The organism is Wolbachia pipientis, assembly GCF_001752665.1.
GTDB lineage: Bacteria > Pseudomonadota > Alphaproteobacteria > Rickettsiales > Anaplasmataceae > Wolbachia > Wolbachia pipientis_A.
In genome coordinates, this window is the sequence record NZ_MJMG01000008.1 from 50,681 (window position 1) to 76,837 (window position 26,157).

General features: G+C 31.5%; 21 protein-coding genes and 3 pseudogenes. 14 read left to right on the forward strand and 10 right to left on the reverse strand.

Annotated elements, in window-relative coordinates:
• From BIY23_RS03685 to BIY23_RS05700, 6 genes and pseudogenes are all read left to right on the forward strand, one after another.
• Nucleotides 1-361, forward strand: a pseudogene (locus tag BIY23_RS03685) (ATP-dependent chaperone ClpB); the annotation flags it as partial.
• Between the two features lie 36 nt (nt 362-397).
• Nucleotides 398-5,074: an NAD-glutamate dehydrogenase gene (locus BIY23_RS03690; protein WP_070065192.1), complete on the forward strand. Its 4,677-nt coding sequence runs from the start codon at nt 398-400 to the stop codon at nt 5,072-5,074.
• Nucleotides 5,067-5,348, forward strand: a complete 282-nt coding sequence (gene tatB, locus BIY23_RS03695) for a Sec-independent protein translocase subunit TatB (protein ID WP_070065193.1) — start codon at nt 5,067-5,069, stop codon at nt 5,346-5,348. Before BIY23_RS03690 ends, tatB begins: the two co-directional genes overlap by 8 nt.
• Nucleotides 5,320-6,699, forward strand: coding sequence for a PleD family two-component system response regulator (locus BIY23_RS03700; RefSeq protein ID WP_070065194.1), 1,380 nt, complete (start codon nt 5,320-5,322; stop codon nt 6,697-6,699). Before tatB ends, BIY23_RS03700 begins: the two co-directional genes overlap by 29 nt.
• A gap of 464 nt (nt 6,700-7,163) precedes the next feature.
• Nucleotides 7,164-7,559, forward strand: a complete 396-nt coding sequence (locus BIY23_RS03705) for a hypothetical protein (RefSeq protein ID WP_070065195.1) — start codon at nt 7,164-7,166, stop codon at nt 7,557-7,559.
• A gap of 245 nt (nt 7,560-7,804) precedes the next feature.
• A complete protein-coding gene (locus tag BIY23_RS05700) occupies nt 7,805-8,014 on the forward strand; it encodes a DUF2339 domain-containing protein (protein ID WP_390903704.1) in 210 nt (69 codons plus the stop codon).
• An 18-nt stretch (nt 8,015-8,032) separates the two neighbouring features.
• On the opposite strand, the gene gltX is transcribed toward BIY23_RS05700, so the two are convergent.
• Entirely contained in the window at nt 8,033-9,415 is a 1,383-nt protein-coding gene (gene gltX, locus BIY23_RS03710) for a glutamate--tRNA ligase (protein ID WP_070065196.1), read from the reverse strand.
• A gap of 111 nt (nt 9,416-9,526) precedes the next feature.
• Here gltX and BIY23_RS03715 point away from each other — a divergent pair, with 111 nt between their 5' ends.
• Nucleotides 9,527-10,612, forward strand: a complete 1,086-nt coding sequence (locus tag BIY23_RS03715; protein ID WP_081326554.1) for an ankyrin repeat domain-containing protein — start codon at nt 9,527-9,529, stop codon at nt 10,610-10,612.
• A 5-nt stretch (nt 10,613-10,617) separates the two neighbouring features.
• Nucleotides 10,618-12,553, forward strand: a pseudogene (locus tag BIY23_RS03720) (acetyl-CoA carboxylase biotin carboxylase subunit).
• Nucleotides 12,554-12,556: 3 nt separating this feature from the next.
• Here BIY23_RS03720 and BIY23_RS03725 read toward each other — a convergent pair.
• The 3 genes from BIY23_RS03725 to BIY23_RS03735 form a co-directional block, all read right to left on the reverse strand.
• Nucleotides 12,557-12,940, reverse strand: coding sequence for a nucleoside deaminase (locus BIY23_RS03725; protein WP_081326555.1), 384 nt, complete (start codon nt 12,938-12,940; stop codon nt 12,557-12,559).
• Between the two features lie 437 nt (nt 12,941-13,377).
• On the reverse strand, nt 13,378-13,893 hold the full coding sequence (locus BIY23_RS03730; protein ID WP_070065199.1) for a hypothetical protein: 516 nt from the start codon (nt 13,891-13,893) through the stop codon (nt 13,378-13,380).
• A gap of 101 nt (nt 13,894-13,994) precedes the next feature.
• On the reverse strand, nt 13,995-14,201 hold the full coding sequence (locus BIY23_RS03735; protein ID WP_070065200.1) for a hypothetical protein: 207 nt from the start codon (nt 14,199-14,201) through the stop codon (nt 13,995-13,997).
• A 224-nt stretch (nt 14,202-14,425) separates the two neighbouring features.
• On the opposite strand from BIY23_RS03735, the gene BIY23_RS03740 reads away from it, so the two are divergent.
• From BIY23_RS03740 to leuS, 3 genes are all read left to right on the forward strand, one after another.
• Complete coding sequence (locus tag BIY23_RS03740) at nt 14,426-14,944, forward strand: hypothetical protein (protein ID WP_148115223.1); 519 nt, start codon at nt 14,426-14,428, stop codon at nt 14,942-14,944.
• A 107-nt stretch (nt 14,945-15,051) separates the two neighbouring features.
• Nucleotides 15,052-15,588: a murein hydrolase activator EnvC family protein gene (locus tag BIY23_RS03745; protein ID WP_070065212.1), complete on the forward strand. Its 537-nt coding sequence runs from the start codon at nt 15,052-15,054 to the stop codon at nt 15,586-15,588.
• 23 nt (nt 15,589-15,611) lie between these two features.
• Nucleotides 15,612-18,005 (forward strand): leucine--tRNA ligase, encoded by a 2,394-nt coding sequence (leuS, locus tag BIY23_RS03750; RefSeq protein WP_070065202.1) that lies wholly within the window; start codon nt 15,612-15,614, stop codon nt 18,003-18,005.
• 36 nt (nt 18,006-18,041) lie between these two features.
• On the opposite strand, the gene gatC is transcribed toward leuS, so the two are convergent.
• Both gatC and BIY23_RS03760 read right to left on the reverse strand, forming a co-directional pair.
• Nucleotides 18,042-18,398 carry an Asp-tRNA(Asn)/Glu-tRNA(Gln) amidotransferase subunit GatC gene (gene gatC / locus BIY23_RS03755; RefSeq protein WP_070065203.1) on the reverse strand — a complete coding sequence of 119 codons (357 nt, stop codon included), beginning with the start codon at nt 18,396-18,398 and terminating at the stop codon, nt 18,042-18,044.
• Nucleotides 18,388-19,326, reverse strand: coding sequence for a ribose-phosphate diphosphokinase (locus BIY23_RS03760; protein WP_070065204.1), 939 nt, complete (start codon nt 19,324-19,326; stop codon nt 18,388-18,390). The genes gatC and BIY23_RS03760 overlap by 11 nt, the downstream gene beginning before the upstream one ends.
• A 97-nt stretch (nt 19,327-19,423) precedes the next feature.
• Between BIY23_RS03760 and gatB the strand changes: the two genes are divergently transcribed.
• Entirely contained in the window at nt 19,424-20,848 is a 1,425-nt protein-coding gene (gene gatB, locus BIY23_RS03765) for an Asp-tRNA(Asn)/Glu-tRNA(Gln) amidotransferase subunit GatB (protein ID WP_070065205.1), read from the forward strand.
• A 168-nt stretch (nt 20,849-21,016) separates the two neighbouring features.
• Here gatB and dut read toward each other — a convergent pair whose 3' ends face one another.
• The 4 genes from dut to BIY23_RS03785 form a co-directional block, all read right to left on the reverse strand.
• Nucleotides 21,017-21,475 carry a dUTP diphosphatase gene (dut, locus tag BIY23_RS03770; protein ID WP_070065206.1) on the reverse strand — a complete coding sequence of 153 codons (459 nt, stop codon included), beginning with the start codon at nt 21,473-21,475 and terminating at the stop codon, nt 21,017-21,019.
• Nucleotides 21,476-21,624: 149 nt separating this feature from the next.
• On the reverse strand, nt 21,625-22,488 hold the full coding sequence (locus BIY23_RS03775) for a nitrogen regulation protein NR(II) (protein WP_070065207.1): 864 nt from the start codon (nt 22,486-22,488) through the stop codon (nt 21,625-21,627).
• Between the two features lie 86 nt (nt 22,489-22,574).
• Complete coding sequence (locus BIY23_RS03780) at nt 22,575-23,423, reverse strand: FKBP-type peptidyl-prolyl cis-trans isomerase (RefSeq protein ID WP_070065208.1); 849 nt, start codon at nt 23,421-23,423, stop codon at nt 22,575-22,577.
• Nucleotides 23,416-24,219, reverse strand: a complete 804-nt coding sequence (locus BIY23_RS03785; RefSeq protein ID WP_070065213.1) for a polyprenyl synthetase family protein — start codon at nt 24,217-24,219, stop codon at nt 23,416-23,418. The genes BIY23_RS03780 and BIY23_RS03785 overlap by 8 nt, the downstream gene beginning before the upstream one ends.
• Before the next feature lie 66 nt (nt 24,220-24,285).
• On the opposite strand from BIY23_RS03785, the gene BIY23_RS03790 reads away from it, so the two are divergent.
• Both BIY23_RS03790 and BIY23_RS03795 read left to right on the forward strand, forming a co-directional pair.
• A complete protein-coding gene (locus BIY23_RS03790) occupies nt 24,286-24,579 on the forward strand; it encodes an acyl carrier protein (RefSeq protein WP_070065209.1) in 294 nt (97 codons plus the stop codon).
• A pseudogene (locus BIY23_RS03795) lies at nt 24,564-25,734 on the forward strand (beta-ketoacyl-[acyl-carrier-protein] synthase II). Before BIY23_RS03790 ends, BIY23_RS03795 begins: the two are co-directional and overlap by 16 nt.
• The last annotated feature ends 423 nt before the right edge of the window (nt 25,735-26,157 follow it).

A 26,157-nucleotide genomic window follows, 5' to 3' on the forward strand; every position in this document is an offset into this window, starting at 1 on the left:
TCATGTGATGCAGATAGTTAAATGTACATTTCGTCCTGAATTTTTAAATAGGCTAGATGACATTATCATATTCCATAGTCTGACTAAGAGTGATATTTATCAAATTATTGATGTACAATTTTCTTATTTACAAGAAACGCTTGCTAAGCGTAAACTAAGTATCAGTTTGTCACAAGAAGCCAAAGAACTAATAGCGCAAATTGGTCATGATCCTGAATATGGAGCACGGCCTATTAAGAGGGTAATTCAAGAATATATACAAAATAGTCTAGCTAGACTATTCTTATCAGGTGAAGTAGTAGAAAATGATAAATTGATTGTATGCACTCTCAATAATGAAATTTTAGTCAAAAAGGTTTAAGCTTCTTGTACATTTCTTTTTCTTTATTTTTTTATTATGTGTATCGATTACAATATTAGCGCTAAGGTAGTGAACTCTTTATTAAAGCTTATTGATCATGAGCAAGATAAAGTTTTTATTGAGTTTATTAAGTATTTTTATAATTTTATTTATAATAGTGGAATAAAAATTAACGACAAATTTTTGTTATATATTGTACAAAATGCTTATCAATTTGTTCTGCAAAAAGAAAAAAATGAAAGTAAATTAGGTATATATAATACTAATAATATACCAGGCATAGAAGGGAATTTTACTATCATTAAAATAATAAATGATGATATGCCTTTTTTGGTAGATTCTGTTATTGCTGATATTAAATCACATAATTTAACCATATGTTACTATAGTAATAGCATTATTAATGTTAAAAGGAAAGACAGAGTAATATGCGAAATCTGTTCATTGGAAGATAAAAGTGGTAGTGTAAGAGAATCGATAATATATATCATCATTAAAGGTATAAGCAACAATTTTATTACTATACTTACGGAATCTTTACAGAAAACTTTAAAATCTGTTAGTGCAGCTGTGGATGATTGGCAATTGATGCAAGATAGATTAGATCATGTGATATGCTATAATAAAGATTTTCTAAACTGGTTAAAGGATAATAATTTTATATTTTTAGGTTATCAGGAATATGTGATAAATGATAATGGTAAGCTTCTCCTGAATTCAGAAAAAAATCTAGGTATATTTAGAGTAGACAGAGCATACCAAAATGTACTTATTTCATCTGAAGATTCAGATTCTTTATACGTGATTAGATCAGATTTAATTTCAGTGGTACATAGACGTACATATACGAATTGTATAGGAATCAAAGAAATTGATGACGAGGGCAAATTAATAAGGGAAAAACGTTTTTTTGGGCTATTCACTTCCCTAGCTGAGACTCAAGATATTAGGACAATTCCTATTATTAAGGATAAAGTTAAACTAATAGAAAAGAAAGCTGGATTTGTAATTGGTGGTTATAACAACAAGGGGTTGATTTCTACCTTACAAATGTTCTCTCGAGATGAATTATTTCAATCTAGCGAGGATGAGTTATTAAAAGTCTGCATTGCAGTAATGTTTCTTATGATCAGACCAAGAGTTAAATTATTTTTAAGAAACATGGAGAGTTTTGTAAATTGTATAGTACTAATTCCGTTACGTTATGCAAGTGCTAAATCAATTTTTAATATACGTGATATATTAAAGGAAGAAGTAAATGCTGAGAGTTCAGATATTTATAATCACCGTATCATCAATGAATATGATTTAATCAAATTGCATATTATCCTTAAGGCCAAGCCTATTTATGACTTGGATAATGAAGTTTTGCGTATAGAAAGTAGATTGATGAATGTAACAGAAAAATGGGAAGCTCGTTTTATAGAAAACTTATACAGTAATTTTAATACTGTCGAAGATGTATTTGTACGTTACTGTAATCTATTTCCAGCAAGTTATCGTGAAACTTTTGAACCTCATCATGCATATTATGATATGAAAAAGTTGGAAATAGTAAGAAAAAAGAATACTAGTGAAGTAGACCTACGACTCGTTAATAATAATCTACATTATCAATTAAAAGTATATACACCAAACAAGAATGGCCTTGAATTATCTCAGATATTGGAAGTCACAAAAAACTTAGGTACCAAGATACTTTCCCATAATGGGTACTATATAAAAATAAATGGTGGAATATGGATACATAATTTTCTGTTAGCGCGAGTTGATGAGTTAGTAAATAATATTACTTTAAAAGAACAATTTGAAATAACGTTAACTAAAGTTTTTAGACAAGAAATTAAGAATGACTACTTTAACAGTTTAATTATTCTAGCTAGTTTAAAGTGGAAAGAGGTGCTGTTAATAAGGACATTAAGTGCTTATTTAAAACAAGTATCATTTAGTTATAATCAAGAATATATAGAAAGAGTAGTTGCAGAATATCCTAAGATAGTAAAGTATTTAATACAGTTATTTCGTGTAAGGTTTAATCCTAATATAGATATCGATAGAGTACAAACTACTAATATTTTTAAGAAAAAGATAGAGGATTTATTAAAGAGCATTAGTAATATTTCACATGACATAATTATACGGTCGATATTCAATTTAATTATGGCAATTGTAAGGACTAATTATTATCAAGATAATAAGCCTTATCTTTCTATAAAATTTGATTCAAGAAAAATCAATAGCTTGCCTGAACCTCATCCATACCGAGAATTATATGTCTATTCCAATTTTTTTGAAGGTATACATTTAAGAGGAGGAAAGTTGGCCCGTGGTGGTTTGAGATGGTCAGATAGAACAGAAGATTTTCGTACTGAAATTTTAGGTTTAATGAAAGCGCAGATGACAAAAAATGCAATTATCGTTCCTGTTGGTGCAAAAGGTGGTTTTGTTGTTAAAAATTCTTACAAGGATAAAAATATTTTAATGGCACAAGCTATTGAATGCTATAAAAACTTTATGCGAGGCATGCTTGATATTACCGATAATATAGTTAATGGTAAAATAGTGCCTCCCAAAGATGTGATAAGATATGACAGAGATGATCCATATTTAGTGGTGGCTGCAGATAAAGGTACTGCTTCTTTTTCTGATTATGCTAATCAGATAGCTTCTGAGTATAATTTTTGGCTCGGTGATGCATTTGCATCTGGAGGATCTGCTGGTTATGACCATAAAAAAATGGGTATTACAGCACGCGGTGCTTGGATTGCAGCACAAAGACATTTTTGGAAAATGGGTCGAGATATCTATCAAACTGTCACTGTAATTGGAATTGGAGATATGTCGGGTGACCTATTTGGAAATGGTATGTTACTTTCAAGACATATACGTTTGATTGGTGCATTTAATCATAACCATATTTTTATTGATCCTAGTCCTGATCAAGAAAAGAGCTTTGCAGAACGTCAACGTCTTTTTGAGCTGCAATTTTCAAGTTGGATGGATTATAGTAATGAGTTAATCTCTAGAGGTGGCGGAGTGTTTGAACGTAGTGTTAAATATATAGATATTTCACCTGAAATGAAAAAATGTTTTAATATTAAGGAAGATTTATTGTCTCCCAGTGAGTTAATTAAGTATCTATTAAAAACCAAAGTAGATTTTATATGGAATGGTGGTATAGGTACATTTGTTAAAGCAACGCATGAAAGCCATAATGAAGTTGGTGACAAAGCAAATGATTCTCTACGTGTAAACGGCAAAGATATCAGAGCTTCTATGTTTATAGAAGGTGGTAATTTAGGATGTACACAACTTGGCAGAATAGAATATGCCAATAAGGGTGGCTATATTAATGCAGACTTCATTGATAATGCTGCTGGAGTTGCATGTTCTGATCTAGAGGTAAATATTAAAATTGCTTTTATCTCTGCTATAAAGAAGAAAAAAATCTCTTTGAAAGAAAGAAATGAAATACTTTGTAGTATGATAGGTGAAGTAGCATCTAAAATTTTAAATGATCATAATAGTATAGAAACAAAAGCGCTACTTATTGAAAGTATGCAAGCAAAAGAAAAACTAGAAAAACATCATAGGCTGCTTCTTTATCTTGAGAAGTCTAGAGTTTTAAATCGTAGCATAGAATTTCTACCTACCGATGAAGAGATAGTAAAAATGTCAAAAGGATTACACCCTCCGCAGCTTGCTGTATTAACGTCTTATACTAGAACAGATATAAAAAATAAGATCATAAATTCTGATCTGTCAAAAAAGGATTTTGTTGTTAATGACTACTTGTTAAATTATTTTCCTAAGCGGATGATCAGTGAATTTGAGTATTATATATTAAAACATCCACTTAGCGTTGAAATTATTTCTACCTGTATTGCCAACGATGTAGTAAATAGAATGGGATGTGTATTTATTCATAATTTAGTTGAGAATACTGGCATTAGTGTTGATAAGGCAATGACTATTTATATATTAGTAAATCGTTTATACAATTTAAGTGTATTATGGAAGGAAATTGATAAACTTGACGGGGTAGTAAGCGTAGATACGTACTTGAGGATAGTACGTAGTATACAGAAGTTTATAGGCAGGGTTTCTTTTTGGTTAGTAAGAAATTTAAATAAATTTTGTTTAACAGAAATTATAAAATTACATGATACAGTTAAAGCTTTGAGTGAAAACTTGATTCAGGTTTTAGATGAACGGTCATTAAAAGCTTATCATAATGAACTTGAAGATTTATTAAGGTTACATATAGATGAAATACTTGCAAAGAAAATTGCCAGCTTACACATTCTTACTTATACTTTAGACATAATAGCTGTTTCTGAACAAACATTAATGTCTACACTTGAAGTAAGTAAGATATATTTTGAATTACAAGCATTGCTCAAGTTTGACGTGATTAGAAAAGCTGCGAATCAAATGAAAAAAAATAGCTTATCTTATTGGAATCGCAGAGCAATTAGTACAGCATTAGATGACTTGAGTGATCATTATAGTAATTTAACAATTAAGGTTATTAAATTTATTGATAATGTGAGTGGTAAGCAGCTAGTAAAGAGTTGGGCTTGTCATAGTAAAAAATATATAGAGCAGTACAATCGGTTTTTAAGTGAAGTGATTACTACTAAATTTGATTTAAGTAAATTAATATCTATAACTAGAATGATAAGATCATTGCTTTATAAAGAAAATGTTTAATGTAGGTTTAACAGAAATTTTAGTTGTAGCCTTAGTTAGCATCATTGTTGTTGATAAGGAAAAGGTACCAATGTTTATTGATTGTATCAGAATAGTATATAAATATATACTTAAAATACAATTTAAAGCTAAGAAATTATTGCAAGATGCTGGGATCGAAGACTTGTATACTGTAGAAAAGGGGGATTATATAACTGGTAAAGATGGCAAGCTTTATCATGCTTATAATATAGAGGGAAAAAACAATGACAGCAAGAATTCTAGTAGTAGATGATGTATTATCCAACGTTAAACTTTTAAAAGCTAAGCTTACTGCAGAATATTATACTGTAATTACAGCTTATGATGGCCAGGAGGCAATCGATCTAGCAATGGAGCAGCAACCTGATATTATACTACTTGATGTCATGATGCCAAGATTGAATGGGTTCCAGGTTTGCAGTGAGTTAAAGAATAATCCATTAACAACTCATATACCAATAGTTATGGTTACTGCGTTGCATGACACTGAAAGTAGAGTACAGGGTATTAATGCAGGTGCAGACGATTTTTTAACTAAGCCAATAAAAGAAACCGCTCTGTATGCTAGAATTAAATCGTTAACACGTTTAAAATTTGTTATAGATGAATTACGTCTAAGAAATAAAACAAACGCAGAAATGAGAGGTATAATTGATAGGAGTGTAATTGAGTACTCCAGAGAAACTTTTGATGGTCGTATAATTGTAGTTGATGAAGATAGATTACAAGCTCAACAGATATATAAAATTTTATCAAAACAATGCTTTCGTTCAGTAGAGGTATTAAATAATCCAAATGAGATAAGTAATATTGATGATAATTGTGACTTAATCATTTTGAATACTCAATTTAGCGAGATCGATGGATTGCGTTTATGTTCACAGCTTCGTGGTAAATTAGAAACACGTTACACACCTATTTTAATTTTATCTGATGAAAGCCAAAGTGAATCCGTTTTAATCAAAGCTTTAGAAATGGGAGTAAATGATTATTTGGTTACTCCGTTAGATGAAAATGAACTGATAGCTAGAGTCAACTCTCAGGTAAAACGGAAGAGATACCAAGACGCTCTACGAATGAATTTATTTAATAATGCAGAAATGTCTATTCGGGATCCACTGACAGGCTGTTACAACAAAAGATATTTTTATAAACATTTACAGAACATAGTGGAAGATGCTGTAGTAAAAGAGAAACATTTATCTATGATGATGTTAGATGTAGATTATTTTAAAATGATAAATGATAACTTTGGGCATACTACTGGGGATGAGCTCTTAAAACAAATACAAAAAAGAATCTCTGAAAATATTAGAATAACAGATTTATTAGCTAGATTTGGTGGTGAAGAATTTGTGATTGCAATGCCAGATACTAATATACAGAGAGCGTATATTGTTGCTGAGAGAATGCGCAATATGATTGCGCAACCTTTTATACTTTCACATAATACGGTTAATATAACTGTTAGTATTGGCATTGCATTAATACAGGAGTCTGATCTTGAAAACGTGAATTTATTTGTTGAACGTGCTGATAAGTGTTTATATAAAGCAAAAGATGGCGGTAGAAACAGAATAGTATTGGAGGATGCAGTAACATAATAACGGTGCTTCATTGTGTCATACTTCATCGGTAATACCTTAAAAAACCGCTTGATAAAATTTTTCTTGTTTTAAGGCTATCCAACTGAATAGTTTTTTGGACCACAGAAAATCTTCTGAGCATTAATCTCGCAAAAGGTCTATTCAATTCTAGTATATTTATATCCTTTTGAAATGGACAGATGTAATTAACTTTCTAATACTTTTTTATGTAGAATAAATCTATGCGTAATTTACTTGCAATCATCACATTAGCTTTAATTTGTATTCTCTTTACGATGATGCGTAAATTTCTATATACGTAATGAGGTCAATAACTTAAAGAATAGCTTGGATAGAACAAGAGATTTATCAAGTCACAGTGAATATAGAAGAAATAGTATATTGAATAGCGGTAATGATATATCAAACATTTTATATGGATTACTAGTAATAATTTTACTACTGATGATAAGCTATGCCTTTTGGTTTTTCTATATCTAGTTGCAGTCAGCGCAACTATTGTTGTAGCTTCACATGATAAATTGCATAATCAGCCATTACTTATACTCATATTAACTAGTTTGACTCTTACTAACTCATTGATATTTATTGGTGGTCTTATCACGGCGCGCACAGAATTAAAATTAATAGAGTGTGAACTGTTTGGTTCGTCACCATTAGGTGGCATAGGGCTTGCATATTTTAATCAAAAAGTGGATTGGCCGCTTTTTCAACTTGGTTTACCAGCTATCTTTTTCATTATAGGAAGTTATTTACTTCGTAAGCAGAAAGATGATAAATTTAATGAGAACATTTTGTTTGTGAAAGCAGGATTTACTGAACATGGTATCATGACAAATATATTATTTCTTTATTGAATATTATGTTTAGGAATTAGGACAAAACTTACAAGACAAGTTATGTTAACAAGTGATATTGTGCTTCTTATATGGCAATGTTTCGTATTAGTTATTATGCTTTGGACTTAGAAAGTCATGCGTGAAACTGGTAACAATAAGTATTTATATAGCTTTTTTTATTACTTTGTTTTGTACTAATATCACTCAACATACGTCAGATATTCCATGGTACGTATCTATATAGAAGAAACTAATAATATAGAATTTATACTTATTCTGTTGTATGGATGCTTTATAGTTTTATACTGTTGTTCCTAGGCACGTTGTTTCATACGCAGATTATGCGTATAGCATCGCTTGGAATCATGATTTTAACAATTGATAAGGTATTCCTCTATGACGCATCAGAACTTACAGGGCTTTTCCGTGTTTTGTCCTTTTTTGGTCTGGGTTTAAGCCTCTTCTGGGAGTGAGCTGGTACTATGCAAAATTTATGTTTGATGATTAACGTAATGCTTTGCATATTGTAACCTTTTTATGCATTCATCTTTTCCAAGAATTATCATAATACCTATAATTCCAGGTGTCTTTGTCATGCCCGTTATAGGAGCACGTAATGCATGATATATATTTTCCATTTTTGTATTGTAAGATTTTGCAAATCCTTTAATTTGGATGAGCAAATAATGATTATTCCAATTTGCATGATCGATTTTTGATAAAAGTACTGCAAGCAGATCTATCAGATCAAGTGTGGAACTGATAGTTTGACTTGCTTCTTCACTTAAATGTAGTGGTACGTCTTCTATATAGAATCTAGCTAAATTTGGTAATTCAGTTAAATAATGTACTCGTTTTTTTAACTCTATTAATCCTTGTAGTAAATATTTTTTTTTCCTATCATCTATAACAGCCTTATTATTTAGTACGGATATTACTTTCAAAAGGTCTTCGTTATTTGTATTATTAATATAATAATTATTTAAATGTTCTAATTTTTTTAAGTCCAAGCATGCAGGGGAGCGTCCTATGTTTTCTAAGTTAAACCACTCTCTTGCTTGTCTGTCATTAATAATTTCAATATTGCCATGACTCCATCCAAGTCTTAATAGATAATTACGCATTGCTTGAGGTAGTATACCAATTTTTTTATAATCTGAAACACTTGCTGCACCATGTCTTTTGGACAATTTATTTCCATTAACGTCATGTATAAGTGGCACATGTGCAAAGTAAGGAACCTTAAAATCGAGGGCTTTGTATATCAAAAACTGTTTAAATGTATTAGTTAGATGATCTGATCCACGTATTATATGTGTTACTCCAGCATCGTAATCATCAACTACTACTGCAAAAATATATGTAGGTGTTTTATCAGAACGTAAAATTATTATATCATCAAGTTGCGCACTATTGACTTTGATTTGTCCATATACTTTATCATCTATAACGATTTCTTCTGACTCCTCTTTTATTTTAAAACGTACTACCGGCTCAGTATTTTTATCACTGACAGTGCATTTATGTCTATTTACCTGACCTTTTGCTACTATTGTTGTTTTATCTTCACGACAATAACAATAATATGCCTTGCCTTTTTCTATTAAAAGATTTGCTATTTCTATGTGTCTTTTAATTCTCTGCGATTGGTATATTACATCTTTGTCATAATGTATTTCAAGCCATTTTAGGCCATCTATTATGGCATCTATTGCTTCTTGTGTAGAACGTTTTTTATCAGTATCTTCAATGCGTAAGAGGAACTTGCCATGATAACGTTTTGCATACAACCAATTCAATAATGCGGTACGCGCACCTCCTATATGTAGAAAGCCTGTTGGTGAAGGTGCAAATCTAGTTACTATATCTGGCATGACTCTGATCTTTCTTGTTGTATATATGAAAAAATCTAGAATTCAAAGTGAAAGTTTACTTTTAGTAAAATTAGTTGTATAATATTAATATTCGATAAATTTAGTGTTGGTATGATGGAACAGTATGTAAATTATTGTAATAAATTAATTGATGCAATTAAAAGCTATCACACTGATAAGGCACAAGAATTGCTTGAGAGTGAGAATGTTTTGAACTTTATTAATCTAAAAGATGAATATAGTAATACTCCACTGCATGTTGCGTTAAAAAATGCAAATCCAGATCCTGAGATAATAAAATTATTGTTAGAAAAAGGAGCTGATATTAATTATAGCGATGAGCATGATGAGACACCATTCGTTTTAATGATCAAAAATAAAAAGTTGTGGAATAGTCACCTGTTTCAAAAGGTAAAAGAATATATAAAGGATCACCATAAAAAAGATGAATTAAATTTAGATATTGAATACCGCTATCGTTGGCAATCTAATGATGACAAAATAAACAAGAATTTGGATGGAGAAAATTACTTACACATAGCTGCAAGGGCAAAAAATAAAGATGCATTTCTTTTTATTACTAAACTTTGTGATTACAAACAGAGGAATATAATGCTTGGTCAAAACAATATGGTTCTAAATGGCAATACTCCGTTGCATGAAGCAGCAATAAGTGGCGTTTTATTTCATTTAATAAGGGAGTTGCTTCAAGACCTTGAAGAAATGCCTTCATCGCCTAAAGATCAAGAGAAATTGAAAAGTGTAGAAAAGTCAATTGAAGCAGAGATAAAAAATTTAAAACGTAGTAAAAGTAATATTAAGAAAATATTAAAGCGCGTAAACAAACATGGGTATACTCCTATTGCATCTCTAGGTAGTGCTGAGGCTAAAAAGGAAATTAAAGACTACTTAGAAATAAAAGATCCACTGATACCTAAATATAAATTTAATAAGATAGTACTTGTACTATTATCTTTAGTCACGGCTGCAGTATGGATTGCATCTTTATATTTGCTATATACTCACTCTGCTGGTTTTGCACTTAATGCTGTCGTGGCATCTCTTGGTAGCTGTAATTCTCTTTTATGGACTCAGCTATATAGTACGTATGATAAAGACTTTTCAAATAATACACTTTATGATCCAAATGTTGAACTAATTTGTGAACCTCAAGATCAAGCTATTATGCAAGGTTAAACTAGATGCTGTATAGTAAAATTTTAATAGCAAATAGAGGAGAAATAGCCTGTAGGATAATGAGAACAGCACGCAGGATGGGTATATCCTGTGTGTGTATATATTCAGATGCTGATATTAATTCTGTGCATGTTATGCAAGCAGATGAAGCAAAATATGTTGGTCCTTCTCCTTCGTCTCTAAGTTATTTAAATATTGATAAAATATGTAAAGTAGCTCTGGAAACCAATTCAGAGGCGGTCCATCCAGGTTATGGATTTTTAGCAGAAAATCCAGATTTTCCACGTGCCTTACAGAAACATAATATAGATTTTATTGGTCCAAGCGCAGAAACAATAGAAATAACGGCTAACAAGATTACAGCAAAGGAAGTTGCACAGAAAGCTGGAGTAAATATAGTACCTGGATACATCGGTAAAATAGATAATACAGATCACGCAGTAGAAATTGCAAAAAAAATAGGGTTTCCTGTAATGATAAAGGCTGCAGCAGGTGGAGGAGGTAAGGGAATGCGTATAGTGAGATCAGCAAACGAGGTTGAAGCGGCATTTGTATCCGCAACTAATGAAGCAACAAAGAGTTTTAAAGATGGCAGTATTTTTATAGAAAAATATATAGAATTTCCTAGACATATTGAAATACAGATCATAGCAGATAAATATGGAAACACAGTATGTCTAGGGGAACGCGAGTGTTCAATACAGCGTAATCATCAGAAGATAATTGAAGAAACACCAAGTCCATTTATCAATGAATCAGTAAGACAAGCAATGTATGCACAGTGTGTTGCATTAGCAAGGCAGGTTGGTTATTTTAACGCTGGTACAGTAGAATTTATTGTAGATCAAAATCATGAATTTTACTTTCTTGAAGTAAATACTAGATTACAGGTTGAGCATCCAGTAACAGAGTTTGTTACTGGAATAGATATGGTAGAGGAAATGATCAGGATTTCTTATGGTGAAAAATTAAGGTTCAGCCAAGATGGCATTAAATTAAAAGGATCTGCAATAGAAGCTAGAATCTGTGCTGAAGATCCATCAAAAAAGTTTTTCCCTTCTACTGGAAGAATTAGATATTATGATAAACCTGATGAAAATGAGTGCCTAAGAATAGATGATGGTGTTACTACAGGTTCTGAAATAAGTATGTTTTACGATTCAATGATTGCAAAAATAATAAGCCATGGACAAGATAGAATGGAGGCAATTTGTAAAATGCAGAAAGCATTATCTGAATATTACATTAGCGGAATAACAAATAATATAGAGTTTCTGGAATCAATTTTTTGTCATCCAACCTTTACTACAGGGAAACTTAATACTAGATTTATTTCAGATTTTTATCCTAATGGATTTCATGGTGACTTTGTGACGGAAGAATCAATTAAAATGTTTATTTTTGCTTCATTATATATTTATTTAGAAAATGAATATATATATAAAACTTTTATAGTTACAGTGAATAACAACAAATATTCTATCGATGTAGAATATGAAAACGATGTCTTAATATAGATAATCTTTAACATGTCACTGGAAATCAAATAGTTATAGATTGTTAAATATATTCATTAATGATAACGCATATATTACAGTTAAAGTTGATCAAAAAAATACCACATATTTTCTCACATATGCAGGGATGAAGAGTGAGTGTCAGGTATTTCACCCTCACGTAGCTGAGTTTAGTAAATTTATGCTCAACAATAGAGAGATTATAGAAATTCCTATCAACATTGTACCATCGCCAATCTCTGGTCTGCTAACCAAATTGTATGTAAATACAGGAGATCAGGTAGAAATAGGGCAGCCTTTGTTTATTATAGAAGCAATGAAGATGGAAAATACTATACATTCTGAAACACAAGCAGTAATAAAAAATGTGTTAATACAGGAAGGAAAAAGCGTACAGGCAGGTGATATAATACTGGGTTTATGAAAGTTATTCATTTCTTAATTCTTTAAAAAAATCTTTAAGCAGAAAAGAACATTTGCTTTCTAATATTCCACCATAAATTTCAGGTATAAAGGTTTTTATGTTACCTTGTGGGTTATATGCGCCAAAATATAGTCTCTTTATTTTCGCAAAAGCTATAGCTTGGGCACACATTGGACATGGTTCTAACGTTACGTACATCTCTGCATTATAACAGAGTTCTAATCCTTTCCTGATTGCTAGCATTTCTGCATGTGCTGTTGGATCACCAAGTGTAATGGTCATATTATACGTAGAAGCAATGATTTTGCCTGAAAGTACTATTACTGCTCCTACAGGCACTTCATTATTTTTATAAGCAATTTCTGCTTGTTTAATGGCTAGTTGCATGTAATGATAGTCAAACATTTATGTTATACGCTAAAGTTTCAGTATATTCTCTTGAATTGAGTATTATCATTATTATATTATAAAAATCTTTTTACATCTTTTCTTGGAAAATTCGGATTTTCATCAGAAAGCACTGTTCAATCAGGATAATTTAAACCTTGCTTGTAGGTAGTGAAAAATACATCTCAATTTTTGCCTTCTTCCTTACTACATGTTGCCGGTCTCTAACCATCCTCAATACATATCTTCGAGTTATTGAGGAAAGGGCTATAATTTGATCGCTGGAATATATAATTATGAACTCTAAAAATAAGGTTTGGAAAGAACTCTATTATTTCTTATTATGTGTAAACAAAAGGTCCTCAATTTTTGCCCTTAAGCTATCTATCATGCTAAAATTTTAAATCTTCCCAGTAGTTGTTGTGCACTACCATTACTTATTCTAGAGCCCTCCATGTGAGTGGTAGGATTGGAGCTTGCTGCTGTGTTAATTGTACACTTGTTGCAGGTACTTGTTGACTACCCGCTGCACCATTAGCAGGATTATTAGTAGGGGACACCCCACCAGAACGATACCATGCTATACCAGTAGCTATACCAGTAGCAATAGCAGCAATTGCAGTAAGAGCTACAGCAAAAATTCCATAACTTATACAAACATTCCCGTATGTAAAACATGTTTGATGAAACATCCCTGTAATTGCCAAGAGCGCTACAACACTTAAAGCAACACAAGTTAAACGTGTAGAAACCACTACTGAGCCTTGACACAACAACCATGACCACCTTTTACTATTATTATCAGATAGATTAATTAGTACATTACATGCTTTATCTAAAGTCCTGAAAATTTCGTTTATTTTATCTATTTCCTCTGTATTTGCATCCTGATATCTGCCCTGATATTTATCTGGGTGAAACCATAATGCGAGCATTTTACGAAGTAACTTCATTTCTACTTGATTTTTGTAACCGTAACATGCTAATCTTAGTGCTTTGAATGCAGCTATACCACTTACTAATGCAACTATATTACTTACTACTATATTACTTACTACAAAAACTCTTCTTGATCATTTATGAACAAGCATGCCTCTTCTATTGGGCTTAAATGAATAAATTGAACACATGCTTGCCTGATCTCTACATCACCACCCACATCTTCCTTTAATCCTAATACTTTACATGCTTCTTTACGTGCTCTATTACCAATATTATTGGGCTGAGATTTTCTATAATTTAATTTTACTTCACTTAACATGACTTTTAACCTCAACTTAAAAGTATATCTTTACCATAACATCACACAATTGTCAATACACTAACTAAACCTATCATTCTCCGATCTATATTTTAGTTTGAGCACAATATACGTCGACTGTCAACTCCATGTAGGTAATACCAAATATTTACTTTACAATAATGCTAGTCCTGAATACAATACCGCGTAAATTAGGCTTTAATATTTTTACGGGGTATATTATAATGACATATACAGATAAATTTAATATTCAGACTTTTCAAGATGCACTAAAAGCAAAAAACAAAGTGTTGTATTGTCAATTCATAGCAAATCAACTAGATATAAACTGTCCGTTTAAAACTAAGGAGAGTACATTGAGCTTAATATACACATTAATTTTAATTGGTTTTGATAAACCACTAAATCATTTGACACAAAATATTCATATCACTAATAATGATTGGCACTTTTTTCTATCCAGTGCTGTCTACAAACTTAGCAAACAATATACTGCGATTATACAACAAGGTTTTCAACAGAAGTACTGTAACGCTATTAAACGTTATTGTAACATAATTAAAATTTGCATGGAATACGTTGCAGAACCAAATAAACATATCCTCAAAACTCTTTCCTTCCATAGAAGTCATTTACAAACAATTTGCAACAATGTCAGTATATTATCTGATAACGATGTGTTAGAAACAATAAAATTTCTATTGGATAAAACTGATATTGTGGCAAAAACACAAACTATATAAAATGGAATATCCTGAATAAATAGTATTTTTCTCACATTCACTATTGTAGGGTTTAAATGTTTATTACTAGATTTTTCCGTGTCACTTGTAAATTAATTTTACCCTGCATGTTTTTAACAGGTTGTTTTGGTCTACAAAAACCTGCACCTGTGCTATTAAAAGGTGAAGAATTTTATGGTAAAAGGAGTTTAGAAAGTATACGAGAATATCGTTTAATTAAGGAGAATGTGAACAATCCTGTGATTAAAGTACATGATAAAGATAAGGAAAGTGACAATACAGCTAAATTCATAATGCCTATTAATGGTAATGTTGTACAATCTATAGATAAACTCTGTAAAGATGGTATAAAAATTGCTGCTCATGCAGGTACAAATGTAGTTGCTTCTGCATCTGGTAAAGTGATATATGTTGGTAGAGGGTTAAGGTGGTATGGTAATTTGGTCATTATAGAACATATAGATAATTATATGACTGTATATTCTTATTTAAAAAATATTTGTGTTGAAATTGGTGATCATGTACAACAAGGTCAAATTATAGGCTCAGCTGGAAAATCAAGTACACAAGATAAAAATCCACAGATGTGTTTTACAATACGCCATAATGGTGAGGCTGTTGACACATTATCATATATTTACTAGACTCAAGATAAATTCCACATTATATGCATTATAATTTCAAAGACATCGAAAAAATATATCAAAATAGATGGGATTTTTCTTCAAACGACAATGGTAACAAGTGTTATATCTTAGAAATGTTTCCATATCCGTCTGGCAATATTCATATGGGACATGTACGCAATTACACAATAGGTGATGTAATAGCACGTTATAAAAGAGCTTGCGGCTTTAATGTTTTACATCCCATAGGGTGGGATGCTTTCGGATTACCAGCTGAAAATGCTGCTATAGAAAATAAAATCAATCCTAAAACCTGGACTAAGCATAATATAGATAACATGCGTACACAACTGAAATCTCTAGGTCTTTCATATAATTGGGGTCGGGAACTTTCTACTTGTGATCCAGAGTATTATAAGCACGAACAGAAGTTTTTTTTAGATTTCCTTAAGCATGGTATTGCATATAGAAAGGAATCGTGGGTTAATTGGGATCCAGTAGATCAAACTGTGCTTGCAAATGAACAAGTTATTGATGGGAAGGGCTGGAGATCTGGTGCAGCAGTTGAAAAGCGTAAGTTATCACAATGGTTTCTTAAAATTACTGATTTTGCTGATGATTTGATTCAATGTCTAGGAAATCTAAAAAATTGGCCTGATAAAGTCAAAACAATGCAAGAGCACTGGATAGGAAAATCTGAAGGAGTCACAATAGAGTTTAAAATAGTTAATTCAGAAAAAAAACTAAAGGTTTTTACGACTTGTCCACATACTTTATTTGGTGCTTCATTTTGTGCAGTTTCACTTGCACATCCAATAGTACAAGATATGAATCTGAATGTTGATGCCATTAAAATGAATGAGGAGAGTGGTAATGAAAAAATAGGAATCTATACTAGTTTAAATGTTCAACATCCATTTCTTGATAAAGAACTACCAATTTATGCAGCAAATTTTATATTAATGGAATACGGAGAAGGGGCTATTTTTGGATGTCCTGCACATGATCAACGTGATCTTGAATTTGCGCAAAAATATAATCTACCAATTATTCAAGTAATTTCCTCAAATGAAGAATATATGTGCAATTCAGAATTTCTGGATGGTTTGACCATTCAAGAAGCAAAAAATGTGGTACTTAAAAAGCTTGAGGAGCAAGGTATTGGTAAGAAAACAGTGCATTACCGGTTACATGATTGGGGAATTTCAAGACAGCGTTATTGGGGATGTCCTATACCTATAATATATTGCAATAAATGTGGTATTGTTTCAGTACCAGAAGAAGATCTACCAGTAGTACTCCCAATAGATGTAAATTTTTCTAGTGGTGGAAACCCGCTTGATAAACATCCAACTTGGAAATTTGTAAATTGTCCGCAATGTGGACAGTCAGCAACACGTGAAACAGATACGTTTGATACATTTTTTGAATCTTCATGGTATTTTATTGCATTTTGTAGTAAAAATAAGTCATTAGATAAAAGCGCATGTGACAAATTTATTCCTATAGATTATTATATAGGCGGGGTAGAACATGCAATTTTGCACTTGCTTTATTCGCGTTTTTTCTGTCGAGCACTTACCAGGTGTGGTTATTTTGATATAAAAGAGCCTTTTTCTACATTAATTACTCAAGGTATGGTATGCCATGTAACTTATAAAGATCAAAATGAAAAATGGCTATTTCCTGAAGAAGCTAAAAAATTGATGGCACAAGGTATAATGGTAGAGGTAGGTAAGATAGAAAAAATGAGTAAGTCAAAAAAAAATGTAATTGACCCAAGCATTGTTATAGATAAATATGGAGTTGATACTTTACGTTTGTTTATATTATCAGACAATCCTCCTGAAAAAGATATGGTATGGTCTGATGATGGAGTGAAAGGATGTGCACGCTATATAAATAGGCTATTGCGTGTCATTATAGAGCATAAACCCATAGCTGTGAATAATGGTGTTGCGGGTAATAATCAGCATAGAGAAAAAATACATAAGCTTTTACATCACTTAACAAATGATATAGAAAATTTTCGGATAAATTGTGCAGTAGCAAAATTTCGTGAAATGACCAACATAATAACAGAAATGATAGACAAATCAGTTATTGATGAAGCTATATTTATATTGCTTAGAGTAATAGAGCCATTCATGCCACATCTAGCTGAATATTTATGGCAAGAGGTTGGTGGAAATGGAATGTTATATTTACAGCCTTGGCCGAAAGCTGATTTAGCATTAATTAGTGATAGCACTGTAACTGTAGCTATACAAATTAATGGTAAGTTACGTTCTACTATTAATGTTGCTGTAGATTTGCCAATTGAAGAATTAAAGAAGACTGCTGTAGATGCTGTTGCTAAAAAAATTAGCAACAGTAAAATTCACGCTGTGCATGCAGTACCTAATAGGATAGTAAATATAATAATCATAGATTAACTGACTTTCAAAAGACCTATAGCCTTAGCAATAATGTTATAGATCACCGATAACTTTTGGTACTACAAAATATCCATGTTCAGATCTTGTATTAGACAATACTTCTTGCTTAATATTTTGTGAACTTACTATATCATCACGTACATGAACATCTTTGTCAATACTACCATAACGTACGGGAGAAACTCCTGTAGTGTTAACTTTTGACAAAATATCGTGTATCCAATCCAACATAGTTAGCTCTTTAGAAAAGTACTGAATTTCATCTTCTGATAACTTGATTCTCACAAGCTGTGCGATTTTAAGCACTTCTTCTTGGGTAATTGTAACTTTTCTTTTATTAACGAATTCTATCAATGAAGTAATGATATCTTCTGTTGATTTAGTGGACATTACTGCTTCTCCTATTCTTCAATATAAAATTAGTCAAAACTTCAGATACTGACATAACCTCTATCTTATCAACTCTACTTAACTTATGAGAAATAGTATCTGTAATAATTAATTTGTCTAGACTAGATAAATTAATTTTTTCAATAGCATTGCCTGACAACACACCATGAACTATACATGCAGTTACAGATTTTGCTCCACGGTTTTTCAATTCAAATGCTGCATTACATAATGTACCGCCTGAATCAATTATATCGTCAACAATAACACAATTTTTGCCTCTTACTTCACCTATTACATTCATCACTTGTGAAATACCACTGCTTTCTCTGTATTTATCTATTACGATAATTTTGTTACTAAGTGTTTGTATTCTATGTTTTTCTTCTAAAATTTTTGCAAAAGCACGTGCCCTTTTTATTGCGCCAACATCTGGTGCAACAATTGCTAAGCTTTCTAGTTGTACAAAATCAGCAAACATTTCAAGACAGTTTAAGTTAGTAACTGGTATCTTAAAAAAGCCTTCACTCTGACATGAGTGAAGTTCAACTATTGCAACTCTCTCTACACCTGCAACTTCTATTAAATTTGCGATTAATTGAGCACTGAGTGCAGATTGCATATTATCATTTTTAATTATCCTATCTTGACGACTATACCCACAATAAGGAATTATAGCTGTTATTCTATCTACTCCTATTCGCTTAATTGCATCTATTATAAGTAAAAGCTCTATCATGCTATCATTTACAGGTGGAGAAGTGGAATGTATTACATATACTTCTTCACTGGATAGATTGTGTNNNANTTCAACATTTATTTCACCATCAGCAAACCTTGATATTCTTATAGTGGATGGCCGTATATTAAAATTACAAGCTATAGACTTCCCTAAACTTTGACTTGTACTTCCTATTATCATCTTCATAATGTAAACTATATATCAGAAAATTTAAAGTGTAAATTTCTTGAATTGTTTTTATAATTTTTTTTATATATTCTATTAAAGTTAAATGCATATAACTATGACACAGACAGATTGGGAAGCAATAATTGGGCTTGAAGTACATGCTCAAATTTCCTCTAGAACAAAGTTATTTTCTGGTGCATCAACTGAATTCGGTGCAGAGCATAATACTCAAGTTTCTTTAGTAGATACAGCTATGCCTGGTACATTGCCAGTACTCAATTACTATTGTGTCGAACAAGCAATACGTACAGGGTTAGCATTATCTGGAGAGATTAACAACTGTTCTTATTTTGATAGAAAAAATTATTTTTATCCTGATTCACCACAAGGCTATCAAATCACACAGTTCTTTGAACCGATAGTAAAAAACTGCAAACTGTTTATCAATAACGGTACACGTGAGATTAGGATTGCTAAAATACATCTAGAACAAGATTCCGGCAAAAGCATTCATAGTGAAAATAAAACATATATAGATTTAAATCGTGCTGGTATTGCATTGATGGAAATTGTTTCGCAGCCAGATCTCAGATCATCCAAGGAAGTGGCGGAATTCATGAAAAAATTGAGACAAATATTACGTTACGTTGGTTCGTGTGATGGTGATATGGAAAAAGGGTCACTACGTTGTGATGCAAATGTCTCTGTATGTAGAAGAGGTAGTAAAGAATTTGGCACTCGTTGTGAGATTAAAAATCTCAATTCAGTTCGTTATATGGTACAGGCTGTAGATTATGAAATAAATAGACAAATAGAAATTTTAGAAAATGGAGAGGAATTAAATCAAGATACGTTATTGTTTGACGTTTCTTCAGGTAAGACAAAAGTCATGCGCAATAAAGAAGATGCAAGTGATTATAGATATTTTCCAGAACCAGATTTACTGCCAGTTATGATTACCCAAGATAAAATTGATCTCATCGCATTATCTTTACCTGAACTTCCAGACCAGAAAAAATTACGTTATATTGAAGAATTAGGTATCAATGAATACGACGCTGATGTTATTACTTCAGATAAAATAACAGCTGATTATTTTGAAGAATTAATACAAAAACATCATCCCAAAATTGCTGTAACATGGCTCACTGTCGAGCTCTTTGGACGCTTAAATAAAGCAGGTATAGATATTACTAGTTCTCCTATTAAAGCACATGCTTTATCTGAACTTTTGGATTTTATTATTGATGACACAATCTCTGCTAAACTTGGGAAACAAGTTTTTGATACTATGTTTGAAACTGGTAAATCTGCTGCTGAAATTATAGATGAACAAAGTTTAAAGCAGATAACAGATGAAAAGCAAATATCAGTAATAATAGATCAAGTTATGGATAGTAATCAAGATAAAGTTAATGAATATAAGAATGGTAAAACAAAATTATATGGGTTTTTTATCGGTGAAATTATGAAACTCACTAAAGGTCAAGCCAACCCTAATACAGTAAATTCAGTTTTAAGTAAAAAGTTAAGTAAATAATGATAGTAGGGGTTGCTACTCTAGACTTAGAAGTAACAATAGAGAGAGTAATGACATTAAAATTTTTCTTATTTTACCAGAAAATCATTTTTTACCAGAAAATCATTAATTCAAACATTTTGCAAAAGGTCTATTGAATAATAACAGCAAATTGACAAATGATATCTTTTAATTACCACTTGATCCAAAACCATCTGCATTGCGGTTTGTTGTACTGATAGTAAACTGCTCTGAGGGATTCCAATCTATTTTAGTAACAGAAGTAATCACTATCTGTGCAATTCTATCTTTTCTTTTTATTTTATACTGTTGATCACTTAAATTAATCAGGCAAACTTTAATTTCACCTCTATAATCAGAATCTATAGTACCAGGAGAATTAAGAACTGTAATGCCATGATTTATAGCCATACCAGAACGTGGTCTGATTTGTCCTTCAAATCCATTAGGTATTGCAATCATAATCCCAGATGGCACCAACAGCCTTGTAAGCGGTTCTAAAATCAGATCATTTTCTATTGCAGCATACAAGTCCATGCCAGCACTTTGTGCAGTTGCATAACGTGGTAATGGAAGATCTTGACCATGTGGTAGTTGTTTGATTTCTATTTTTATTGCTTCTTGCATTTGGCTGAAATATATCTATATGCAAATGATATATGAAATAAGCTGATTGTCAAAATATTGATTTGTATTTTCCATAATAGTTATTATGTAATTATTTGATGTATCCTTATGCTCTGTTTATCAGAAGCTAAGTATTCGCAGAAGCTCTCTTAATCAACTTTAAAAAACCCTTGATCGATTTGTAGCAAAGAAGTTTTAAGCTGTTCTATTAGTTTCACACTATCTGGCTCAACACTATTGCTATTTTGTAAACTGTATGCTATTGATGCATTTGGTAATTTACGTTTCTGGAGTTGTGTGTTAGTAGCGTAATATATACGCTCTATTACATGGTGTGTATCACAGTCTAGCAATATAAAAAGAATTTTATTCTCACAAGTATATCCAATTAAATCATCAGCACGGCAATTCTTGTAAAAATGCTCTATTATTACTTTTAATGTCTCAATTGTTAATGTACTGTTTGCTTCTTCTAACCCAATCATTCCTATTATAAGATTCATTTGATGCTTTAAAGCAAAGTTGAGTACTATTTGTAATTCTAACACTGTAGAATCATGATTTAATATACCAAATAAGTTATGATTTTTGTGTCTTGTGCCTTTTAAATATTCAGTTCTAAATACTCTTAATTTGTGAGACATACTAATGTCTCGTATAAGTAGTTCATAATTTATTTTATTTGGAGTAAGTTGTAGTGTACGAAAAACTTTTATTTTTGCATAAAAGGATTTCCCTGTGCTATCAATCAAAGAAAAATTGATTATTCTTGATAATACATCAAGTAAATCGTGACCACTCTCGGTGTATTCTAAATTATGTTTAATATGATCAACTACCAGTGTGCTTAAAATGTTAGTTAATGGTTTATTGAGTAATGCCTCTTTCTTATATTTTAAAAGTCTTTCTGCAGCTGAATTTAAAGCTGAAATTAATATAGTGTTGTGCTCATTATCTTGACAAACAGAAACTACAGCATCATTTTTTCTGTTTGCAGTTAAAAAATCACCCATATGCTTATTACGAAATTACTCGTAATACATTATCTAAATTATATTAAAATTTAATTACTTATACTTAATAAAGCATTTGGTTCAAGCTATTGTTCCAAGCTTAGTGTGATTATTGAAATATTCTCTTTATCAAAATCTGCCATATTAACAGGTATATTATTAGTCACAGTTAAAATATCAGGTGAAGAAATTATCGTTCTATTATTTCCCATCTTCATTCCTATAACTCCAAGTTCTATTGCAAGCGGTACTTGTTTGTCACCGACTGTAAACTCAAGAATTTTATTTTCTACTTGTAATTTACCGTTATGTTTTTTTATATTATATTTTATAACAACATGATCACCGCATTTAACTGATTTACCAGTTCTATTAATCAAATTATCAAAAATCATAATTGCATCAGATGGATAAACATTGTGTACTTTAATAAGTTTTACGTAATAAGAATTATTGCTTGCTAATATCATACGTTCTCCCCCTTCCCTCATCCCTATTACGCCTAAACTCAGCTCTTTTAATCTCTCTTTTCCTATTTCAAGTGTAATATCTTCAATAAAAAAAGGTGAAAAATGAGTATTAGATACTTTATGTACCTGCAAAGAGACTTTTTGACCACAAAAAGCTTCGTTACCATTGCCGTGATTTATATCTTGAAAATTTAGTAATTCTTGTGCCATTGCTTCTTTCTGTGCATTTAAATAATCAGCAAGTCCATTTTTTTCTATATAACGATCAAATACTGACTCAATTATAGGCCTAACAAGATAGCATGCTATAGTTTGTACTAATCCATCATGTGTTACGTTTACCTCATACAGTGAATTTTCTTTTTTTTTAGGACTTACATTTACTATCAGTAAAATACAAGCAGCCGTTAAAGAAAAAATTACTATTACAGGAATCAAGTATTGTAATATAAATTTTTTAATCATTGTTTTTTAACCAGTTTAATATGCCATACAACTGATCAGCACCATCTAAAAATATACTTAAATTGTGTGAAGCTTCGTCAAATAACGCCTCTATATAATGTTTTACTTTAAGTTTATCTAAAGCATCGGTATTGTCCTGTTTACAATCTTTTATATCATCTTTAATCTGAAAAATACGCCCTAGAGTTATTCCATAATCACATAATGCTTTGCGCTGCTCATCTGTCGCAGAACCAACTACTGCACCTATTTCACATGAAACAGCAAATAACTTAGCAGTTTTTAATAGATTAATATTCTGCATTTGATAAAAATCAGTATTTTTACTTCTATCTTTACTTTCAATATCCAAAACTTGTCCTTTTACCATACCATTATGTCCTATTGCTTGAGAAAGTATTCTTATAATTTCGCAACACTTACCATTATTTAACGAAGATAATATTTCAAATGCAAGAGTTAGTAATGCATCACCTACCAACACCGCTGTTGCCTCATCAAATTTTTTATGGCAACTTTGTTGGCCTCTACGACTATCACTATTATCCATACAAGGCAAGTCATCATGTATAAGAGAATAAGTGTGCACAAATTCAATTGCTACAGCAACTGGCAAGACCCTTTTAATGTCGATGCCAAAGATTGATGATGACGCTATAACCAAAAATGAACGTATATATTTTGCTGGAGCAAATAGTGTATAGCGCATAGCCGATACAAGTCTATCCTGATTATCTTTTGGTAAAAATTTTTCTATTTCTGAAATAATCATCTGTCTTACCGTTTCATTTAACATAGAAAATATATTTGCAAACACAAAAATTTCTTGTAGCATTAAATTATAAGTTATCTTTGTTAAATAATGAATATTAAATTTTCTGACGATGATGTTGAATCCTTTAACGATAATGTAGAAAGTAAAGTAAAAAAAATTATTTTAAAGTATGTTACTACAAATATAGAAAAGTTTAATGGTTCTTCAAATTTATCAACTGACCACAAAATAGATAGCTTGGATGCAGTTGAAATTATTATGAATGTAGAAGAAGAATTTGGAATAGAGATACCAGATGAAGACGCACAAAATATGAACACCATGGATAATATAGTTGGATATGTCAGAAAAAAACTTAATACTAAATGCACAGAAGAATAGTTATTACTGGTATTGGATTAATTACTCCTCTTGCAACAGATATTAATGCTACATGGTCAAAGTTAGTTGATGGTCACTCTGGAATAAGTGCAATTACTCAAGAAAGATTTGATACTTCTGATCTTGCTTGTAGAATTGCAGGGCAAGTACAATTAAATGATGTCTATAAACATGATATCTCTGAAAAAGATTTCAAAAGAGCAGATCGTTTTATTCACTATGGTATTGCAGCAGCAACACAGGCTATAGAAGACTCATTAATTTTAGAGGTCTTAACTGATAAGACACGTGTAGGAGTAGTCATTGGTTCTGGTATAGGTGGATTGCCTACCATTCAAGAAAACNCACATTTCAATTAAGTATGGGTTTACCGGTCCTAATGATTCTGCAGTAACAGCATGTGCAACTGGTGCACATGCAATAATTAACTCTGCAAGAATAATAAAACTTGGAGAGGCAGATATCATGATTGCAGGTGGAGCCGAGGGTGCATTATGTAGAATTGGTCTTGCTGGTTTTGTAGCTATGAAAGCATTATCAACCAAATTTAATGATAGACCAAATGAAGCTTCTCGGCCATGGGACAAAGAACGTGATGGATTTGNCATGGGTGAAGGTGCAGGTGTTTTAATATTAGAAGAATATGAACATGCAAAAAATAGAGATGCGAAAATATATGCTGAGCTTGTAGGATATGGGTTAACAGGAGATGCATACCACATTGCTGCTCCACATCCAGAAGGAAAAGGAGCATTTGATGCGATGCAGGCTGCTTTAACAAGTGCACAAATTACTTGTGAGGAAGTAGGATATATAAATGCTCATGGTACATCTACACCACTTGGAGATCAAGCAGAAGTAGTAGCAATTAAAAAGCTGTTTGGAGAATATGCAAAAAAGATACCAGTTTCTTCAACTAAATCATCAATTGGCCATTTACTCGGTGCTGCGGGCAGTGTGGAAGCAATATTTAGTATTCTTACATTAAACCATGGAATTATCCCACCAACTTTAAATCTACATAACCCTTCAGAAAATTGCGACTTAAATTTTGTGCCATTAAAAGCACAAGAACACACAGTTCAGTATGTATTATCCAATTCATTTGGTTTTGGAGGAACGAATGCATCACTCATTTTTGGTAAATTAAATTAAAAAAACATTTTTAAATATTGCCTAGGCAGTTGGCAGACACGTGCTAGAAAAGGACGAATGGAGATTTTGCACCAGAGTTTTTGGCAAACCTGGCAATTTTCTTCTGACTTATAAAACGCTGCATTATCCAAAATTAGACCTTTTGCGAAACAGAAAATTATTGCAAAAGAGTAAAAAATGTCTCTTTTTGATAAAATTTTTCTTGTTTTATAGCCCTTTCCTCGATAGTCCGAAAATGTGTATTAGGAGGGTTAGATGCTAGCAGCATGTAGTAAGGAAAAAGGCAATGTAAGCTTTATATGAAGGAAAAAGTAGAGAGATGGTAACACAGAAGTTTAAAATAGGAAAAACTACTTTTTGATCTATTCGAACTATTATGAAATACGCTATAAAGGCTATCCAACTCAATAGTTTTTGGATCCC

Bases quoted from the DNA above. Each gene is read 5' to 3' on its own strand.
- gltX (WP_070065196.1), bottom strand. From the start codon at position 9,415: ATGCCAGATATAGTAACTAGATTTGCACCTTCACCAACAGGCTTTCTA.
- BIY23_RS03690 (WP_070065192.1), top strand. From the start codon at position 398: ATGTGTATCGATTACAATATTAGCGCTAAGGTAGTGAACTCTTTATTA.
- BIY23_RS03785 (WP_070065213.1), bottom strand. From the start codon at position 24,219: ATGTTAAATGAAACGGTAAGACAGATGATTATTTCAGAAATAGAAAAA.
- BIY23_RS03790 (WP_070065209.1), top strand. From the start codon at position 24,286: ATGAATATTAAATTTTCTGACGATGATGTTGAATCCTTTAACGATAAT.
- BIY23_RS03700 (WP_070065194.1), top strand. From the start codon at position 5,320: ATGACAGCAAGAATTCTAGTAGTAGATGATGTATTATCCAACGTTAAA.
- BIY23_RS03715 (WP_081326554.1), top strand. From the start codon at position 9,527: ATGATGGAACAGTATGTAAATTATTGTAATAAATTAATTGATGCAATT.
- tatB (WP_070065193.1), top strand. From the start codon at position 5,067: ATGTTTAATGTAGGTTTAACAGAAATTTTAGTTGTAGCCTTAGTTAGC.
- BIY23_RS03745 (WP_070065212.1), top strand. From the start codon at position 15,052: ATGTTTTTAACAGGTTGTTTTGGTCTACAAAAACCTGCACCTGTGCTA.
- BIY23_RS03725 (WP_081326555.1), bottom strand. From the start codon at position 12,940: ATGCAACTAGCCATTAAACAAGCAGAAATTGCTTATAAAAATAATGAA.
- BIY23_RS03735 (WP_070065200.1), bottom strand. From the start codon at position 14,201: ATGTTAAGTGAAGTAAAATTAAATTATAGAAAATCTCAGCCCAATAAT.
- dut (WP_070065206.1), bottom strand. From the start codon at position 21,475: ATGCAAGAAGCAATAAAAATAGAAATCAAACAACTACCACATGGTCAA.
- gatC (WP_070065203.1), bottom strand. From the start codon at position 18,398: ATGTCCACTAAATCAACAGAAGATATCATTACTTCATTGATAGAATTC.
- BIY23_RS03730 (WP_070065199.1), bottom strand. From the start codon at position 13,893: ATGAAGTTACTTCGTAAAATGCTCGCATTATGGTTTCACCCAGATAAA.
- gatB (WP_070065205.1), top strand. From the start codon at position 19,424: ATGACACAGACAGATTGGGAAGCAATAATTGGGCTTGAAGTACATGCT.
- BIY23_RS03775 (WP_070065207.1), bottom strand. From the start codon at position 22,488: ATGGGTGATTTTTTAACTGCAAACAGAAAAAATGATGCTGTAGTTTCT.
- BIY23_RS03740 (WP_148115223.1), top strand. From the start codon at position 14,426: ATGACATATACAGATAAATTTAATATTCAGACTTTTCAAGATGCACTA.
- leuS (WP_070065202.1), top strand. From the start codon at position 15,612: ATGCATTATAATTTCAAAGACATCGAAAAAATATATCAAAATAGATGG.
- BIY23_RS03780 (WP_070065208.1), bottom strand. From the start codon at position 23,423: ATGATTAAAAAATTTATATTACAATACTTGATTCCTGTAATAGTAATT.